The sequence below is a fragment of the Robinsoniella sp. RHS genome, from assembly GCF_001029355.1.
Lineage (GTDB): Bacteria > Bacillota > Clostridia > Lachnospirales > Lachnospiraceae > Robinsoniella > Robinsoniella peoriensis.
The window spans coordinates 31,952-50,854 of sequence record NZ_JNGB01000041.1 but is presented as its reverse complement, the minus strand read 5'-3'; the positions used below and the strand labels follow the sequence as shown (position 1 = coordinate 50,854).

The following is an 18,903-nucleotide window of genomic DNA, read 5'->3' as shown; positions in this document are numbered from 1 at the left end:
AAAAAGGAGGCACATCATGAAACAAAAAGAAACGAAAAAGATAATGGCACTTACCCTTGCAGCTGCAATGACATTTTCGGCACTGCCGGTGGAATATGCCAATGCGAAAGAGGCAGATCCTGTGCCAAAGACACCATTAATTCAGTTTGATATGGAAACACTGGACGGAAGCAGTCTGACAAACCTTGCCAATGGAGAAGCCGTGGAGGTAACCGGAAATCCTCAGTTGGAAAAGGGGAAGGAAGGAGAAAATGCACTGCGCCTGGATGGGGATACCTATATCGATTTAGGAACCAGCTTTCAGCCGGAAAAAGATTACACGCTGATGGGATGGATCAAACAGGACCCGGGGGCTGCAGACGGGCAGGCTTTTGTATCCCGCAGTTACAGCAGTGTTATAGATGACCAGCTGGGAGTAATGTTAAAAAACGGTACGGTTATCCATGAGGTGTCTTTTAAAAAGGGAAATGGAAATACCGATTATCAGGCCATCAGCAGCCCTGCGGACGCACCCCAGGGAAGATGGAACCATATAGCAGTGATTCGCTCAGGTCCGGAGGTAGACATTTACATTAATGGTGTTCTGTCACAGTCGCAGGGCAGTCTGTCGGACGAGCCGTTTGCCGAAAACAGTAAAAATATGTATGTGGGAAGAGACTGCGATAAATCCGGAACACCGTATACACAGCACGCATATCGGGGATTAATGGATGATCTCCGTCTGTATGATACTGCGTTGGATCAGGAAGAGATAACAGAAATTTATGAAGCATGCCGAAATGGTTTTATTGTGGAAGAAGTCAGCAATGGAAGACTGGTGTTAAAGCTGGATAAAGAACCCCAGTCGGCACCGGATATTTCAGATTTCACCGTGGAATTTAAAGAAGGGGACAAGTATCTGCCGAACAGTCTGAAAAGTTGTGATTATGACCATGATACCCAGCAGGTAACACTTACTTTTGATGAATTAGAAAATCATACACAGGGAGATAAGATATTTTCCATAAGTATTACTTACCAGGATGATATGTTGACCGAACAACTGACCGTAGCTCCGGCGGGGGATAATCAGGTTCCAGAGGCAGTAACAGGTGGTGTAATCAACCTTTCCACAAAACTGGGAAATGAACCCCATGTAAAAGGAATGCTTGAGGTGAATTATGAATTTAATGATCCGGACGGTGATTCGGAAGGAGATACAAAATATCAGTGGTATGCATCCGATACAATTGACGGTGAATATGTACCCATAGAAGGAATCCGTACACGTACTGTGATCCTTCTGGATCAGTATGTAGGAAAATATCTGAAATGTGAGGTTACGCCTGCAGACTGCTATGGCAATGTGGGAGAGCCCAGGATGAGTGAGCCAGCCGAAGCACCGGTTCAGGCAACAAAAGGCAACCCTCTCACAGACTGGATGTATGAATCGGGTTATGGCGTGTCCCATCACTTTTTATCCAATTACTTTAACCTTCCTCATGTTTATTCCAGCCCGGAAGAAAAATGGGATAGGAACAGCATGACATGGGATGAGTTTGTAGGGCAATTTGATGCCGAGGCATATGCAAAAGAGATTCACGACACCGGAGCGAAATTCGTGATTCTTACCGTAGGGCAGAACTCGGGCAGCTACTGTGCTCCAAACCTGGTATACGATCAGTATATGCGTGAAGCAGGCCTGCTTGGCGAAGGTGAGGCTAATCCAAAAACAGTTTCTATGGAGAATGACCTTCCGATGCGTATTGCGGATGCATTGGAGAAGTATGATATTAATTTAATTCTGTATCTGCCTTCTAATCCTCCTCACAGTGCCAGCTGGGATGAAACAGGTACACCAAACGGCTATGGGTATTTTTCTGATTACCTGGTAACGAAAAAAGTATTTGACTATACTCCGGGAACAGATGGTATTCCAAATCAGAGATCCAGGAAAGTGCTTTCTGAAATGGTTGAATGGTGGTCCCTTCATTATGGGGAGAAGATTTCCGGCTGGTGGTTCGATGGCTGCTATCCATGGGGAATTCTTCAGAGTCAGATGGACATGAGCCTGGAATACAATCTTTCTACTTTGGCAAATGCTGCAAAAGCAGGCAATCCATACAGCATTGTTACCTTTAACCAGGGACTGGATGTTGGCTGGGCATTTAACAAGAGTAATCCTTATCAGGATTACACGGCAGGAGAGTCACAGGGGTTGGATACGTTTCCGGTAAAAGGACGCTGGGCGAAAGACAGCACAGACTGTCAGAACTTCATGTTTGGTCCGATTGGAAACCGGGATAACTGGTCGGCAGGCTGGGGCTGCAGCGGCACTTCACGTACCGAAGAATTCATGATAAATGCAATCAAGAATGGAATGGGAAATGATTATGCCATGGGATTTGATACCAAAGTAAATATATTTGGACATCTGGATCCTGATCAATATCAGCAGCTTGTGGCAGTGAAGGATGCAATCAGAGGCGGGGATGAAATCCCGGCAGACCTGATACAGCTGCAGTCATTATATGACGCAGTATTACAGATGAATATGGATATCTATACAGAAGACAGTGCAGCTGCCCTAAATGAAGCAATGGGTATTGCATACGCTGTCCTTCAAAAAGAAAATCCCACTAAGTCAGAAGCCGCAGATGCAAAGTCCCGGTTGCTGGTAGCGATGGCGGGACTGGAGAGGATAGAAACAGAGCCGGAACCGATAACAGATAAATCACTGGCAAAAGCATTGTACAGCGCTTATGGGAAACTTGATCTGTCTGGATACACAGAAGAAAGCGCGGCAGCATTTGCGGACACACTGGAAGCATTACAGCTGATCATTGAAAAAGAAAATGCAGCTCAGGAGGAAGTGGACAGTTCCATAGCGGATCTTCTGGCTGCGGCCGCAGCATTGAAAGTTTTACCGGAAGAACCTGCGGAACCAGAAGTTAAGACAGACTTCTCTATTCTGAATGTACTTTACCAGGGATATGCCGGACTGGATACCGGAAAGTATACTACAGAAAGTGCAGATGCTTTCCTTGCAGCACTTCATCATGCAGAGGAAGTACTGAATAACCCAGATGCAGACCAGACAGCAGTGGATGAAGCGGCAGCAGCACTGGCAAAAGCAGCAGCAGAATTAACAATAGAGCCGGAAACACCAGAGATCACAACGGATAAAGCGACTCTAAAAGTGCTCTATAGTGCCTATGCGGGACTGGACACAGCGAAATACACCCAGGCCAGTGCCAATGCACTGAAAGATGCCGTTGCCCGGGCGGGAGCTGTATTAAACAATGCACAAGCAACCCAGGAACAGATTAATCAGGCGGCATCCGGGCTGATGGCAGCAGCAACCGGACTGGAACTGAAACCGGTGAAACCGGAAGAGCCTCCCAAACCGGCAGCACCTGCACTGAAAAAAGGCCAGATACTTACTTATAAAGGACTCCGGTATAAAGTGACCAATCCAACACCGGGCAAAGCAACTGTATTAGCAGCCGGGGCTTCTAACAGGAATGTAAAGAAAGTAACTGTTCCATCAACGGTAACGTTAAAAGGAGTGAAATGCAAGGTAACCAAGATAGGGCAGAAATCCTTTAAGGGTTACAAGAAGCTGGAGCAGATTACCATCGGTGCAAATGTAACTGCGATTGGACAACAGGCATTCTATGGAGACAGCAGACTGACATCTATTACCGTTAAATCAAAGGTACTGAAGAATGCATACAGCAAGTCACTGAAGGGAATTTCTTCAAAGGCAAAGATTAATGTTCCGAATTCAAAAATGAAAGAGTATAAGAAAATATTTAAGAACAGAGGACAGAAGAGCAGCGTAGAAATTAAATAAAATCCAGCAGAACAAGAGAGCATAAGCTAGTACAGCATTGCGCAATGCTGTACTAGCTTGTTCTGCGTTGCATGTTGTGAATACAGCGGTGGGCAGAAAAACGGTTTCCCGCTGAGCCTATGTAAAAAAAATCCACCCATACATGTCAAGTCTGTGTATTCCTTAAACACGGGTTGGCTGATAGAATAAAGACATACCAAAACAACACGAAAAGGTGAAGGAGGAAATATAATTATGAAAGCAAGAACAAGAAAAATAACAGCACTGTTAGCAGCAAGCTGTATGAGCGTCGGCCTACTGGCAGGATGCGGGGGTTCCGGAGAAACTGCAGCAACAAAAGGAGAAACAGGAAAAGAAACAGCAGAGGCATCCACGGAAAAAACCGAAGGAAGCACGGCTGGAAATACTGAATCAGACACCGCGGCTGCGGATGCAGGCAGTGAAGCAGGCAGCGAAGGGACAGCTGAAAGCACCGGAAAATCCATTACCCTGATGGCATCCCAGAACTGGGTAAAAGATATTGACAGAGAACTGTTTAAAAAATTCCAGGATAAAACAGGAATAGAAGTAAAGGTTCTTGTGACTCCGGACAACGGTTATGATACCCTGCTTGGCACTTCACTGTCAGGAGGAAGTAATGCAGTGGACATGTTTATGTATGCGGCAGGTTCCAGTATGGTATCAGCGGGAATACAGGATGTAGCGGTAGATCTTTCCGGAGAATCCTGGACAGCAGACATGGAAGACTGGGCAAAAACCGCTAACAGTTATTCGGATAAAGTGATTGGATTTAGTACATGGGGCGTAGATTATGAAGGTATTTTATATAACAAGACCCTGTTCGAAGAAAATAAATGGGAAGTTCCTACTACATGGGATGGCTTTATGGCTCTTTGTGATCAGATTAAGGAAAAGGGAGTGATGCCGCTCTATGAAAGTATCAATGGTGTATGGCATGCACAGAGCTGGGTATATGGTCTGACACCGGCAATGTATGAAGAAAAACCAGATTTTCCGGCTTACCTGAACGAAAGCGCTGACAATAAATTTGCAGACATAGCATGCTTCAAAAAAGGTCTGGAGCAGATTGAACAGTTAATTTCCGCAAAAGACGGCGGGGAGCCTAAATACTATACCAATGATGGACAGTCAGAGGATTTCTTCGGAAGTTATCCATCTCTACAGAACCGTGAAACAGCAATGATGTTTACTTATTCCGCTTATGCGGCAGAACTTGCGGCAAACGGCAGCACAGACGAATGGGGAATGTTCCCGGTTCCATTACTGGATAACCAGACCGGTGTATCCAATGGCGGCGGTGTATCCAAATTTATCAATAAAAACAGTGACAATATTGAAGAGTGCAAAATGCTCCTGAATTTCCTGGCTGAAAAAGAAAATCTGGAAGCGTATTATGCAGCACGTACAGACCTGGTAACCGCTGCATTCAAAAATGTAGAGAGTGTAAGCACAACAACTGCTACCACAGATATGCTGGAACGCAGCAAAAAGACACCGGAAGTTATGTTCATCAAAGATGTATTATATTTTGACAGCAATGTTTACCAGTACATACAGGGGTTTGCGGAAGGCACATGTACGGTAGACCAGTTTATTGAAAACTGTGACAATTATCGTGCGGAGATGTTTGAAGTGGCAGCCAGCGAAGCTGCTCAGTAGGGACATAATGATGGAGTGAAATTGAAAAATTTCACTCCATTCTTAAAAAATCAGGAAAACAAAAAGAGAGGAATCAACAGTGTATAATAAAAAAATTTATAAGAGTTATTTCACGGTTCCTGCAGTTGTGGTTTACACCCTGCTCTTCATGGTTCCAGTGGTACTGAATTTTTACTTTTCACTAACGGATTGGAATGCATTAAAAATCAGTGGAGAAACTGCAAGATTCATCGGTTTTAAAAATTTCCAGAAAATTTTCCAGAATCCGGAACTGCTGTCAGTAATCGGCAGGACTGTACTGTTTGCGGCAGTGACGACCATATTTAAAAATGTAATTGGATTTGCTTTAGCACTTGCATTTAATGAAGGAATGAAGACAAAAAATGTATTAAGAGCAGTATTCTTTCTGCCGGCAATGTTGTCACCCTTAATTATTGGTTTGATTTTCGGATCTATATTTATGAAAGCAGGATTTGCCAATCAATTACTGAGTGCCATCGGGCTGGACAACTTAAGCAGGGCCTGGCTTACTACAAAGGAGACGGCGCTTGGTACCACGATGTTTGTAGAAATCTGGAGACAGGTCGGATTTAACATGGTAATTTACCTTGCAGGACTTCAGCTGATTGATAAAAGTTACTATGAAGCGGCTGCCGTAGATGGTGCCAATGGATTACAGAAAATGCTTTATATCACCATTCCAAGGATTATGCCATCTTTTATCATTAATCTGTTGCTGAACTTATCTCAGGGATTAAAAGCCTTTGATATTATCTTTGTACTGACAGGCGGTGGACCTGCGGGATCCACAGAACTCATCAATACATTGGTATTCAAAGAGTTTGGAAAAGGCTTATATGGAATGTCGGCAGCATATGGGGTTATTGTATTTATTATAACAGCAATTTTTGGAATTGCGGTCCTGAGGATTAAGGACGGCAGTGATGATTAGGAGGGAACAAATGAATACTAAGAAGAAAGCAAATATGTTATTGATCGCAAAGGAAATATTCTTCTGGGTACTGGCACTGATTGTCATCGTTCCATTCCTGATTGTAATCTTTAACGCATTTAAAACAAAACCAGAATCAATTAATATGGAATTAACGCTTCCCGCAAAGCTTCATTGGGAAAACTTCAAAGAAGTGTGGGTGACCGGAAACATTCCGCGGTCCTATTGTAATAGTTTTATTATCAGTATCACCTCCGTAACCGTATCTGTTTTATTTTCTTCTCTGTGTGCTTTTGTATTAAGCAGGAGCAGAACCAAATGGAATAAAATTCTTTATGTATATTTTGCCATGGGATTAATGTTTCCCGTCAGCATGGTAACAATTGTGAAGGTGCTGCGGGTATTGCACTTATATAATAGTTTAGCAGGCGTTATTATATTATTCATAGCTTTGATTCTACCGATGAGTATTTTCCTGTTTTATGGATTTGTATCCGGGATACCAAAAGAGTTGGATGAAGCAGCGGTCATAGATGGTGCAGGGGCTTTTCGGGTGTTCTTTCAGGTTATTTTTCCACTGCTGAAACCGGCAGCCGTAACCGTGTTCATGATTAACTTTCTGAACACCTGGAACGACTTTACCGTTCCGCTCTATGTATTACCGGATCCGGACAAAGCAGTCATTGTCCAGCAGGTATATAATTTCTATGGAACGTATACAGCCAATTGGAATTTGGTAAGTGTGACCATATTGTTTGCTATATTACCTGTCATGGTGGTTTATCTGGTTGGTCAAAAATTTATTATCTCAGGCATGGTGGCCGGAGCAGTGAAGGGTTAGGAGGAAGTGTAACAATGATAACAGCAATTTTGATTGGAGCAGGACAAAGAGGCGCTTTCGTTTACGGGGAATATGCTAAGAAGCATCCGGAAGAATTCAAAGTGGTGGCAGTTGCGGAACCACTGGAAGAAAGGCGGACAGAGTGCATTCAGACACATGGGATCAGCCCGGACAGGGCATTCACAGACTGGAGGGATCTGCTGGCACTTGGGAAAATAGCAGATTGTGCCATGGTGTGCACCCAGGACCGGTTTCATCTGGAACCAGTCAGAGAATCACTGCGCCAGGGATACCATGTGATGTGTGAAAAGCCTATGTCACCCAATCCGGAAGAATGTGTGGCAATGGGCGAGTATGCAAAACAGTATAAAAAAACTCTGACTGTCTGTCATGTTCTGCGCTATTCTCCTTTTTACAGTGCATTGAAAAATATTATAGACAGCCAGGTAATCGGAGATATTATCAATATCCAGCATCTGGAATGTGTAGGTTACTGGCACCAGGCACACAGCTTTGTCCGGGGGAATTGGAGAAATTCCAAAAGCAGCAGCCCTATGATACTGCAGAAATCCTGTCATGATATGGACATTCTCGCATGGCTCACCGGCAAAAAATGCCGGAAAGTTTCTTCTTTCGGAGCACTGACCCACTTCAAAAAGGAAAATGCCCCAAAAGGAGCGGCCAGGTATTGTATGGGAGGATGCAAAGCAAGAAGCCAATGTCCATACGATGCAGTGAAAATATATCTGGAGCAGGAGGAATGGTATTCGGAAACCATACGGAAGGTAGTAGCACTGGAAGGTACCAATGAAGCAGTCAGCATTGCACTTAAGGAAGGTCCTTATGGAAGATGTGTATACGACTGTGACAATGATGTAGTTGATCATCAGGTGGTCAATCTGGAATATGAAGATGGAGTGACAGCCAGTTTCACCATGTGTGCATTTACAGGAAAAGGAAGCCGTGTAATGAACATTATGGGAACCCGTGGACAGATTCTTGGAGATATGGAAGAGAATACCATTGAGGTACAGGACTTTCTCACCGGAAATTCTGTTAAGACTACCGTCAAGACCGGTAACTCCGGACACAGCGGAAGCGATGATAAGTTTATGGAGGGATTTCTGAAAACGGTGCAGACAGATGGGGCTTATTCCTTGTCAGGGGCGGAAGTATCAGTGGAAAGTCATTTGGTGGCTCTTGCAGCAGAAGAGTCCAGAGTAACCGGAAAAACTATAGAAATGGACGAATACCGGAAGAAAATAGCTGAAAGAATATAGAGTGCATTTTAAAGTTATATATTTACATATCACCCCCCAAAATTAATAAGAGTGATGCTTGTAGTAATCGTAACTAAATGATAGAATAATAGAAACGGTCATAAATATATGATTGCAATATCAGAAAAGAATAGGAGGAAGGTCTATGCAAAGTATTTTGCACAGGCCTTGAATCGTATCAGAATGGAAAAAGAACCGATAGTAAAAAAATTATTCCGAACGTATATTTTCTGGATTATAATATGTATTTTTGTGATACTTTGCAGTACGGTTTTGTATGCCGGAAATGTAATTAATTCTAATATTACGGAAACTCAGAAGCAGCTTACTCTGAGTATCAATCAGAATATAGAAAATTATTTTCAGGATATGAATGATTTTTCCATGGAGCTTATAAAATCCAGTATGTTTCGTGAGACAGCTCTGGGCAGGCTGCCGGAATACTATGAAGAAGGCCGCAACACGGTAGATTTATTCTCCAATCTTTATCTGGAAGCTTATAAAATGATCCAAAAAAAATACCATGTTGGAATTATTACGGATCAGAATTACTATATCTGGATGGGGAATGAATACTTTATTGAACGTCTCCCCAAAAAGGCACCTGATACATATCAGAATCTTGTAAAGGATGGAAGTGCGGTCATAAAATATCTGGAAAAAAATGAATATCTTTTGGAGGCTATGGGAAACAGATCCGTTACTGATAAAGACAATTCAAAAATAACATTGTCCAGAAGTTTTGGAGGCAGCAGCTTTTTTTATAATGGATCTGCGATTTTAGAAGTACAGATGGATGCAGATGAATTTACAGAAGATATGCGCAGGCTTTCATCCAGCAAAAATGAAGCGGGGCTGCAGATCCATATTCTCAATGACGCAGGGGACACGATATTTTCTGAGACGGAATTAGACAGCAAAAAATTTCTGGAAGAAAATGACTGGAAGCCAGGAAGCTTTCGAAAAAATGGCTATTACACCTATGTCTATAAGATTTTCAATTCTGACATTTATGTACTCTACACCATATCAATACTTAGTTATTATAATAAATTACTAACATTTTTGGGGATTACTATTATATTTTTTCTGATTATTACGGCACTTATGATTGCGGTAAGCTATCGTGTCTCCAGAGAGATTTCCAAACCGATTCATGATGTCTGCCACGAGCTGAGAAAGGTGGATCTGGCGCAGGGAATCCGGTATCAGCGGGTGGATACGGATATTCTGGAACTGGATTATCTTTCCAACTCGATAGGAGAATTGAATGAAAAATTAGAAGAATCCATGCATCACATTATTACGTTAAAGGATTTTGAAATACACTCAAAGCTTCTTGCATTGCAGGCACAGATGCAGCCGCATTTTCTGGTAAATACACTTACCACCATGGGATCTATGGCAGAGGAAACGAAGAATCAGGATATTGCAAGAATGTGTTTGAATCTGACACAGATGTTTCGCTATATATCGGCAGAAGAGAGTGAAGGTGTACGCCTGTTTGAAGAGATGAAGCATGTGAACAGATATGTGGATATTATGAAGGAACGTTTTCCAAATGCACAGGTTGATAGCGATATTCCGCTGGAGATGATGAATATCCGGGTTCCCAAACTGATCATCCAGCCCCTGGTAGAAAATTCATTTAAATACTGCAACCGCAGCAAGCCTCATATTAAAATCGCAGGAGAATTGCGGGATGGAAGATGCTGGAGCATAAAGGTCTCTGATAATGGCGCCGGTTTTTCAGACAGCAAGGTGGAAGAAATCCTCAAAAAGTGTGAAGAAAGCATGGATGGAGTTAACAGCCTTTCCACTAAGATAGACGGCATGGGACTAGTAAATGTATATGTAAGGCTTCAGCTTTTCTATCGGGAAGAAGTAGTCTACGAGATAAATCAGGAAGGAATTGTAATTGGAGGGAAGGTTTTATGAAGGCAGATGAAAAGGGAAGTATCAAAGCGATTGTTGTAGAGGATGAACTTAAGATAGGGACTTATATTAAGCACAAAATAGAATATCTGGACCCATCCATTACCGTGGCAGCCCTGGCGGAAAATGGGAAGCGGGCGCTGGCACTAATTGAAGAACACCAGCCCCAGGTAGTATTTACGGATATCTCTATGCCAGTGATGGACGGGCTGGAATTATCCAGAATTGTTAAAAATACTTATCCGGGCATGATTGTGGTCATTATCTCGGGATACTCAGATTTTTCCTATGCCCAGAAGGCTATCAAATATGGTATTTTTAATTATATTCTTAAACCTCTTGAGGATGAAAAACTATTAGATGTGCTGTTTGATATAAAGAAGAGTCTGGCTTATTCGAAAACGAAACAGGAGCGGCAGGTTCTCTATTCGGATGCCTATATGTTTCAGCAGACAGCCAGAGTCCGGTATGCAATTTTTTCCGTATGTATCGGAAATCTGTTTTACGATATTGAGGATGTGGTACTCACAGAGTACTACAGCAGGATAATACAGGAAATTCCCTGGAGAAAATTAGCGGAAGAGCTTTGCAGAGACGGACAGAACTGGTATCTGGCAGATGAACAGGTAGTTAATCAGAAGATAATCGGAATCCAGATCAGAGAAGAAGAGGACGGAGAAACAGAAAATCTGGCAAAACGATTAATGTCTTTATTAGAACTAAGAACAGGGCTTGCAATACATATCTGCCTGTCAGAACAGCTTGTGCAATATGAAGATGTATGGAACCTGACCAAGCGGTTACGCCATTTAATGCAACAAAAATTAGTGATTGGGCAGTCACAGATTCTATTTGTAGAAAAAGAAAAAGAGGATGACCAGGGGATTCTGGATATCGTTAAAATGAAATTAAGCAGCTATATCAAAAATTATTTTCTGCATACCGATTTGAAGAACTTTACCGACGAGATTCAGATAGTATTAAAATATATGATTCAAAACAGATCGACCCAGGAGAACATAGAAAAGGTAAGCTTATACGTTCTGAAGCTGCTGGAACTATCCGGCCAGGACTGCGAGGCAGCATTTCAGGAAGATATACAGATAAGGCAGCAGCGGTGCATCGGTCTCTCAGCAACGGAAGATGAACTGATCGAAAGTCTTATGGGATGCTTTCAAAAAATAGGAAGATATGTAGAGGAGCTCTATGAAAAGAAGGTAGAGACGAGGGTACTGGAATATGTGGACAGTAATTTCCTGACCCTGGAAGGTCTGGAGCAGGTAGCCGATGTGTTTGGATATAATTACACTTATCTGTCCCGTTTGTTTAAAAAAATGTCCGGTGTATCCATGAATAAGTATATCACGGAAAAGAAAATCACTCTGTCAAAACAGATGCTACGAGAGCACCCGGAGATGGTTCTGGAAGAGGTGTGTGAATTGTGCGGATATAACGATTGCCGGTATTTCAGCAGGGTTTTTAAAGCGCAGACAGGGATAACACCCAGTGAATACCGGTGTTTATGAATTATCAATCATCTTAGGCAGGAGGAAATAGGAGGAAAAATCTGTGCGTAAAAAACCCGGAAAAAAATCAATACAAAAGAAACTTTTTTTTTCATACCTAATACTCAGTGCTGTAACGATTTTAACATTTTTGTTCACGATATATTATTTTAATAAGAATACACTTATGAAAAAAGCTGAGGAATCCTTGTATCAGACTGCAAATGCCATAGCAACCGAAGTTGAACAGGATCTGGAGAAAGCAAATAACCTGCAAAAGAGAATACTATTTTCAAAAATTATAAAAAATCTGATTTTTACTGATGAAGAGAAGTTTACTGCACAGAGTGTGGAGCTGCAGCGTCAGTTTAATGATTATAGCAATCTGGTGTGCGGTCCGGATGACTACCGGAATTATCAGCTAAACTTTTTGAATTTTAATGGTAATTTTGCCGGCGTGGGTTATAACCCATCTATCAGAAAATTGTCACCTGAAGAAGTGGAGGCAATTCCTTACAGGGAAGAAATACTAGAACTAAATGGTAAATTATTTCTAACCAGACCATATGAGACGGTTTGGGGCAGTCAGAAAACTAAGGTAATCTCCATGTGCCGGGCCATATGTGAAGAAAATGTAATGACTCCTACGGCGATTATGGAGACCCAGATTGCATTTCAGGAGCTGGAGAGGATTATTGGAAGATATGTATCTGCTCTTGATGATATGGGGGATAGTGGTGGTCAGGTTGTGGTGTATAATGAACGGGACGAGTTGATTTACCATGAAAGTGAGTCAGAGAGTGCAGGTAATTATTATATAGAGCAGATGAAGAAAAGTACGGCAGATAAGATATCTCACACTTTAAATAATCCGATTACGAAGAAGGATGAAGTATTGGTGAGTGCTTATGCAAAAAAGTATAATTGGACAATTCTGGCTATTCGTGAAAAGGATATATTTCTTGCACCGGTTCGAAATCTGAGGAATATAATTTTACTTATTGGGATTGTGGTTATAGGTATCACGGGATTCATTACTCATATGATGGCGAAACAGCTGTCCAGTCCCCTAATGGAATTTAATGGACTTATGAGGGAGCTGCAGTTGGAAGAAATCGCTGCATATGAACCGGCGGAGATTGAAACAGATATTTTAGAATTATCGGAGCTGAATCAGGTATTTGTAAAGATGTGCAAGAAACTGCAGGAATCTCTGAATACAATAGTATCTATACGTGCTCATGAGGTTCAGGCAAAACTGCTTGCTATGCAGGCGCAGATGAATCCCCATTTCTTATATAATATACTATCTATCATTAAGATAATGGGAAAAGAAGCAGGCAGTAAACAGATTGTAGAAATAAGTACAGATTTATCCAAAATGCTTCGCTATGTGTCTAATTCAGATATGAACATGGTTACTATAAAAGATGAAAAAGATTACACGATTCAATACTTAAATCTGATGAAAGTCCGCTATGAAGACAGACTTTACTGGGAAATTGAAATACCGGAGGAAATGGATTCTGTGGCAGTTCCAAGACTTGTGCTCCAGCCCTTGGTAGAAAACAGTATTAAGTATGCATCAGAGAATTATTCCCAGGGGATCATTGACATACAGGGAAGCATCACGGAAAATACCTGGAAAATCGAAGTAGAGGATAATGGCCCTGGAATGGACGAATTGCAGATAATGGAGTTGGAACAGAAACTGGCGGATTTCCTCCCCGAGAAAAATATTCCCGAGGCGCAGATTGATGGAATGGGACTTTTGAATATTTTTGCCAGATTAAAGCTGGCGTACGGAGATAAGACAATTTTCACATTGCAGGGATCTGATTACGGTGGATTAAAGGTTACAATTGGAGGAAAAATAAATGAGTGATAAACAATATTCTGTGGTAGTAGCGGAAGATGAAACCATTATTTTGAGGGATGTGGTCAGGGAAATCGAAGGTATGGATATGGGATTTTGCGTGGTGGGAACTGCGGCTAATGGTGTGGATGCTTTGAGATTAGTGCAGACCATGAAACCGGATGTGCTGGTAACGGATATTAAGATGCCGATGATGACAGGGATCCAGTTGATAGAGGAAGTCCGCAAAGAAAATAAAAACATCAAAATTGTTCTGTTGAGTGGTTTCAACGATTTTTCTTACGCACAGCAGGCTATCCATCAGGGTGTAGAGGAATATTTGTTGAAACCGTTGGAGTCAGAACAGTTGGAGGAAGTACTTGTACGAATCAAAAAATCCCTGACCGCGAAGCGCAGATCCAGCGCACGAGAGATATTATCATCAACGATCAGTGGGGTTAATTATGAGAAATCGCTGCCTTTTGATCATGAAGACCGATACTTTGCTCTGTTTTTAATCAATATTGGTAATCTTCCATGGAATATGATTTCTTTGAATCATATGGAATATATTCGGCAGTTGTGGAAAAAAATAAACTGGGAGGAAATTCTTCCAAATCTAACGGAAGAAGATGTTCCATTCTGGATTATCGATGAAAAGCATATTAACCAGAAGTTTTTCGTAGCAGGATATGGGAAGCAGTTAGATGATGTACGTGTGCGAAGAGAAGGTGATGTTCTGCTGAGGGAGATCCGGAAAAGAATACAGGAAATACCGGTGTACATTTGTATGGATGAAGCGGTAGTAGAATATCAGGAAATTCAATCTGTTTCCCACAAATTGCGTACCCGGATGGAAAAAAATCTTGTAATTGGAAGATATGCTGTGCCGGTGAGTATTCCGGATGCAGTCAATGTAAATGAATTATCTGCAAGTGCGGTACAGGAAAAACTTCTTATTTCCCTGAAAAAGGGAAGTATTGCAGCAATCGAAAAAGATATAATGGAATATATAGCTGACATGGACAAAGCCGGAGTAAGTCAGCGCCAGGTGGAAAAAAACATTCTGCAAATTCTGCGCTTTTTAATTGAAAGAGGGCAATTCAGATCCGTGCCGGATACGGTTCATCTGGAATACCAGCTCCAGGAAAAGTTGTTTCCGGTACATAAAATGGAGGAAATGAAAGAGCAGATCTGGGATATGCTGGAGGGATATATCAGTTTTGAATTTGAAGAGGAAAAGAGTGATACACTGGTGCAGTGGGTGGAATCATATATAGATAAACATTATGCTGAAGACATTACGGTTGAGGATTTGTCCAGGATCTTTCATTTTAATGGAACATATCTGACACGTGTATTTAAAAAGCATAAAGGCGAGTCTCCGGTCAAATATATCATAGGTGTGAGGATGAATAAGGCAATAGAGCTTATGAAGACTCAAAAAGATATGGATTTAAAACAGATTGCAGAATTGGTGGGATATGTGGATTCTCATTATTTCAGCCGTATCTTCAAAAATAGAACCGGAAAAACACCATCTGAGTATAGAAGTGAATTGTAAGAATGTGCTGATAAAGAAAAGAGAAAGTGTGGAAATATTGAAACAGGCAGCGTATGGGAAAACCTTTTACGTTAGCCTGTTTTTAGATTAGAGATAATTTAGCTGTGCAGAAATGTCTACCTCTAGTGGTTTGCTTCGTCTATTTAAAAAAAACTAAAGATCGGATATGATACAAACATAGCAAACAGCAGTAAATACAAAGCTGTCAAGCAAAAATATTAATATAGAAGGAGAAAGAAATTATGAAGAATAAGATGGTGACAAAATGCCTAAGCGTAATATTAGCAGTGGCAATGACTGGAAGTATGGCAGGTTGTGGTAAAACAGATAAATCTGCAGAAGAAACAAAAGCACTGACAGAAGCAGCGGGAGAAGAGAAATCAGACACAGCAGAGGTAACAACTGGAACAGAGAAATCAGAAGAATCATCTGGATCGGATATCACAAATGAGGATATCACAATTACGGTAGCGGCTTCTGCAAGCTGGATTCGTGATATCGACAGAGAACTGGCAGACAAGTTTACCCAGGAGACAGGAATTAAAGTTGACTTACAGGCGAATCCGGATGACCAGTATGAAAATGTATTGATGACGAGACTGGCTTCAGGTGAAGGTCCTGATATTTACATGGGTGAGACCGGATTGGCTCTGCAGAGATTCCAGACTGACAAATATGCGCTTGATTTATCAGGTGAAGAGTGGGCAGCAAGATATCCGGAATGGATGACGGATCAGGCGAGTTACAATGGAAAATTAGTTGGATTTACTACCTGGGGTCGTGATTTCCGGGCTATGATTTATAACAGTGCGATTTTTGAAAAAAATAATATCGCAGTCCCAACAGACTATAAGACCTTTACGGAAGCCTGTGATGCTTTATTAGCAGCAGGGATCACACCGGTATATTTCCCTGGTAAAGAGGAATGGTACTGTGCACAGGCTTTTGACGGAGCAACAAACATTGAGACCAAAGCACCGGGCACATTTGAAAAGCTGAATAACAATGAGACAACTTTTGGGGAGTCAGAAGAGGCAGTAAAATACCTGACAAATTTAAAAGACAGTGCAGAAAAAGGATATTTTGGTGAAAATTACTTATCCAATACATTTGATCAGGGAGCGACTGTAATGGCAAATGGTGAATGTGCAATGTGGTTCGGATGGGCTACATATGTTAATGATATCGAAGCAGCGGGCGGTCCTTCGGCAGATACATATCTTGCATTCCCATGCCCATATGCAGATGATTTCAGCACAGTGGCGATGACAGGTGCAGGTATGACACGCATGATCAATAAAGATGGAAAAAATATTGAAGCTTGTAAAAAATATTTCAACTTCTTAGCGGAAGAAGGTAATTTACAGACATATTATGATGGACGTACAGACTTACTGGAGTCCACTTTAGAAGGCGCAACAGCAAAGGCTCCAAAGGATTTTACGGCTGTTATGGAAATGGTTGGTGACAAAACGCAGGCATCACCGGCTCAGGCAGTATTATATGCAAGTGCGGACGGAAGCTTTGGTAAAAACATTCAGAGCATGTTCTTTGGACAGATGACACCTGAACAGGTATTAGATTCCCTGGATGCAGCAAGACAGAAAATGTTTAAAACGGTTGAGTGATCGTGAAACAAATTAACAATCACAGAGTCTTGGGTTTTCATGGAAAAGAGAAAATCCCAGGACTCTCTTTATAAGAAGGATAAATATATGAAGAGAAAAAAATCATTACAGCGATCAATGTATCCGCGCAGTATGGTACTTCCGGCATTCGTATTATACACGGTACTTTTTATGGTCCCAACCATTGTGGGTATCTACTTTGGATTCACAAACTGGAATGTCTATAGTTCTGATATTAAGTTCTGCGGGCTGGATAACTTTAAGTTTATTTTTTTGGATCAGCCATTTAAATATGTAAGACCCATTATGAATACCATCGTATTTGCTCTGGCTACATCTGCTTTTGAGGTTGCGCTGGGACTGGGACTGGCGATGCTTCTGAACGGAAAAGTGTTTGGAAGAAATGTACTTCGTTCCGTATATTTCATACCGCAGGCAGTATCTACCATTGTAATTGGTATTATGTTTACTACAATTCTAAGTCCCACAGGTCTTCTGAATAATTTCCTGGATGTGATTGGACTTGATATGCTGCAGAGAAAATGGCTGATTACACTGCAGACTGCTATGCCATCTGTAATAGGTGTCGAAGTATGGCGTTACTTTGGACTTAATATGGTAATCTTTCTGGCTGGTTTGCAGGGAATAGATAAGACTTATTACGAAGCGGCCCGCATCGATGGTGCAAACAAATGGCAATTGTTTAAAAATATTACAATACCATATATCATGCCTGCTGTTACAATCAATCTGGTATTAAATGTAGTACATGGTTTCCGTGCATTTGATATCGTATATTCGCTGACAAATGGCGGACCGGGAAATGCAACAGAGGTTATTGCAACTATGGTATACCGGGAATACTCAGCAGGAGATTACGGTCTGTCTTCTGCAATGAACGTATTGTTATTAATTATGACAACAGTCATTTCCTATATCGTAAATAAACAATCAAGTAAGAGGGAGGTATCAGCATAATGAAAGCGAAAAAAATAAGCATGAGTATTTTGCAGATTGTCTGCTGGGGATTTTCCATTGTTGTGCTGGTTCCATTCGTACTGATTATTTTGAACTCCCTGAAACCGGCAGCGGAAGCGGCATTTTTTTCATTGGAACTGCCTAAGGAATTGAAACTGGATAACTATGTCAATGCCTTTGTAAAAGGTAATATGCTGCGTGGCTATGTGAACAGTTCGATTATCGCCATTGCTTCTACAATTATAAGTAATGTAACTGCAGCTATGGCAGCATTTATTCTTGTAAGATCTGTAAATCGTCTAAATAAAGCACTCTACAGTTACTTTTTCTTTGGTGTTGTAGCAACAACCAATATGGTAAGTACTATGCTGGTAATGAGTCGTCTGCATATGACAAACAGTATATTGGGAGCTACCTTACTGACAGCGACCCAGGGAATATCCTTTTCCATGCTTCTGTTTACAGGATTTATCAAAGGAATTCCAAGAGAACTGGATGAGGCAGCCGCTATGGATGGTGCCACAGGATGGAAGATGTTCTTTCGCACAATTTTCCCGTTGCTGAAACCAGTTACCATGACGGGAATTATATTGAATTTCATGGGTGCATGGAATGGATTCGAATCACAATTATACCTCCTGACGGATAGTAAGAAATGGGGCGTAATGCTTTCCATGTACGGTGTGTATGGAGAATTTTCTTCACCATGGTCTACAGACTGGGGATTAATATGCGCTTATATCGTACTGACTATGGCACCGGTAATCATAATATATTTAATCGGACAGAGATATATTATTGAAGGTATGACTGCTGGAGCAGTGAAAGGATAAGCGGGGAAGGGGGCGAA

At 41.5% G+C, this 18,903-nt stretch carries 12 protein-coding genes; all 12 read left to right on the top strand.

Going from position 1 to position 18,903, the window contains the following annotated elements:
- Positions 1-16: 16 nt before the first annotated feature.
- The 12 genes from RHS_RS31295 to RHS_RS17495 all read left to right on the top strand — a co-directional run bounded on the left by RHS_RS31295 (position 17) and on the right by RHS_RS17495 (position 18,886).
- Positions 17-3,835, top strand: a complete 3,819-nt coding sequence (locus tag RHS_RS31295; protein WP_395022823.1) for a LamG-like jellyroll fold domain-containing protein — start codon at positions 17-19, stop codon at positions 3,833-3,835.
- Between the two features lie 234 nt (positions 3,836-4,069).
- The gene (locus RHS_RS17545; protein ID WP_047833904.1) at positions 4,070-5,515 is read left to right on the top strand and encodes an ABC transporter substrate-binding protein; all 1,446 of its coding nucleotides are present in this window, start codon (positions 4,070-4,072) and stop codon (positions 5,513-5,515) included.
- Positions 5,516-5,594: 79 nt separating this feature from the next.
- Positions 5,595-6,467: a carbohydrate ABC transporter permease gene (locus RHS_RS17540; RefSeq protein WP_027292121.1), complete on the top strand. Its 873-nt coding sequence runs from the start codon at positions 5,595-5,597 to the stop codon at positions 6,465-6,467.
- Between the two features lie 10 nt (positions 6,468-6,477).
- Positions 6,478-7,308 carry a carbohydrate ABC transporter permease gene (locus tag RHS_RS17535; RefSeq protein WP_027292120.1) on the top strand — a complete coding sequence of 277 codons (831 nt, stop codon included), beginning with the start codon at positions 6,478-6,480 and terminating at the stop codon, positions 7,306-7,308.
- 14 nt (positions 7,309-7,322) lie between these two features.
- Entirely contained in the window at positions 7,323-8,588 is a 1,266-nt protein-coding gene (locus tag RHS_RS17530) for a Gfo/Idh/MocA family protein (RefSeq protein WP_047833903.1), read from the top strand.
- Between the two features lie 108 nt (positions 8,589-8,696).
- The gene (locus tag RHS_RS17525; RefSeq protein ID WP_395022818.1) at positions 8,697-10,526 is read left to right on the top strand and encodes a sensor histidine kinase; all 1,830 of its coding nucleotides are present in this window, start codon (positions 8,697-8,699) and stop codon (positions 10,524-10,526) included.
- The gene (locus tag RHS_RS17520; protein ID WP_027292117.1) at positions 10,523-12,049 is read left to right on the top strand and encodes a response regulator; all 1,527 of its coding nucleotides are present in this window, start codon (positions 10,523-10,525) and stop codon (positions 12,047-12,049) included. The genes RHS_RS17525 and RHS_RS17520 overlap by 4 nt, the downstream gene beginning before the upstream one ends.
- 166 nt (positions 12,050-12,215) lie before the next feature.
- Entirely contained in the window at positions 12,216-13,913 is a 1,698-nt protein-coding gene (locus RHS_RS17515) for a sensor histidine kinase (protein WP_395022816.1), read from the top strand.
- Entirely contained in the window at positions 13,906-15,447 is a 1,542-nt protein-coding gene (locus tag RHS_RS17510) for a response regulator (RefSeq protein WP_044294341.1), read from the top strand. Before RHS_RS17515 ends, RHS_RS17510 begins: the two co-directional genes overlap by 8 nt.
- A 242-nt stretch (positions 15,448-15,689) precedes the next feature.
- Positions 15,690-17,075: an ABC transporter substrate-binding protein gene (locus RHS_RS17505; RefSeq protein WP_052377610.1), complete on the top strand. Its 1,386-nt coding sequence runs from the start codon at positions 15,690-15,692 to the stop codon at positions 17,073-17,075.
- Positions 17,076-17,162: 87 nt separating this feature from the next.
- Entirely contained in the window at positions 17,163-18,053 is an 891-nt protein-coding gene (locus RHS_RS17500) for a carbohydrate ABC transporter permease (RefSeq protein WP_027292114.1), read from the top strand.
- Positions 18,053-18,886 (top strand): carbohydrate ABC transporter permease, encoded by an 834-nt coding sequence (locus RHS_RS17495; RefSeq protein ID WP_027292113.1) that lies wholly within the window; start codon positions 18,053-18,055, stop codon positions 18,884-18,886. Before RHS_RS17500 ends, RHS_RS17495 begins: the two co-directional genes overlap by 1 nt.
- Positions 18,887-18,903: the final 17 nt, after the last annotated feature.

Excerpts from the sequence above, each read along its gene's own strand:
- RHS_RS17535 (WP_027292120.1), top strand. The coding sequence starts at position 6,478 with ATGAATACTAAGAAGAAAGCAAATATGTTATTGATCGCAAAGGAAATA.
- RHS_RS17520 (WP_027292117.1), top strand. The coding sequence starts at position 10,523 with ATGAAGGCAGATGAAAAGGGAAGTATCAAAGCGATTGTTGTAGAGGAT.
- RHS_RS17505 (WP_052377610.1), top strand. The coding sequence starts at position 15,690 with ATGAAGAATAAGATGGTGACAAAATGCCTAAGCGTAATATTAGCAGTG.
- RHS_RS17530 (WP_047833903.1), top strand. The coding sequence starts at position 7,323 with ATGATAACAGCAATTTTGATTGGAGCAGGACAAAGAGGCGCTTTCGTT.
- RHS_RS17515 (WP_395022816.1), top strand. The coding sequence starts at position 12,216 with ATGAAAAAAGCTGAGGAATCCTTGTATCAGACTGCAAATGCCATAGCA.
- RHS_RS31295 (WP_395022823.1), top strand. The coding sequence starts at position 17 with ATGAAACAAAAAGAAACGAAAAAGATAATGGCACTTACCCTTGCAGCT.
- RHS_RS17525 (WP_395022818.1), top strand. The coding sequence starts at position 8,697 with ATGATTGCAATATCAGAAAAGAATAGGAGGAAGGTCTATGCAAAGTAT.
- RHS_RS17510 (WP_044294341.1), top strand. The coding sequence starts at position 13,906 with ATGAGTGATAAACAATATTCTGTGGTAGTAGCGGAAGATGAAACCATT.
- RHS_RS17495 (WP_027292113.1), top strand. The coding sequence starts at position 18,053 with ATGAAAGCGAAAAAAATAAGCATGAGTATTTTGCAGATTGTCTGCTGG.
- RHS_RS17500 (WP_027292114.1), top strand. The coding sequence starts at position 17,163 with ATGAAGAGAAAAAAATCATTACAGCGATCAATGTATCCGCGCAGTATG.
- RHS_RS17545 (WP_047833904.1), top strand. The coding sequence starts at position 4,070 with ATGAAAGCAAGAACAAGAAAAATAACAGCACTGTTAGCAGCAAGCTGT.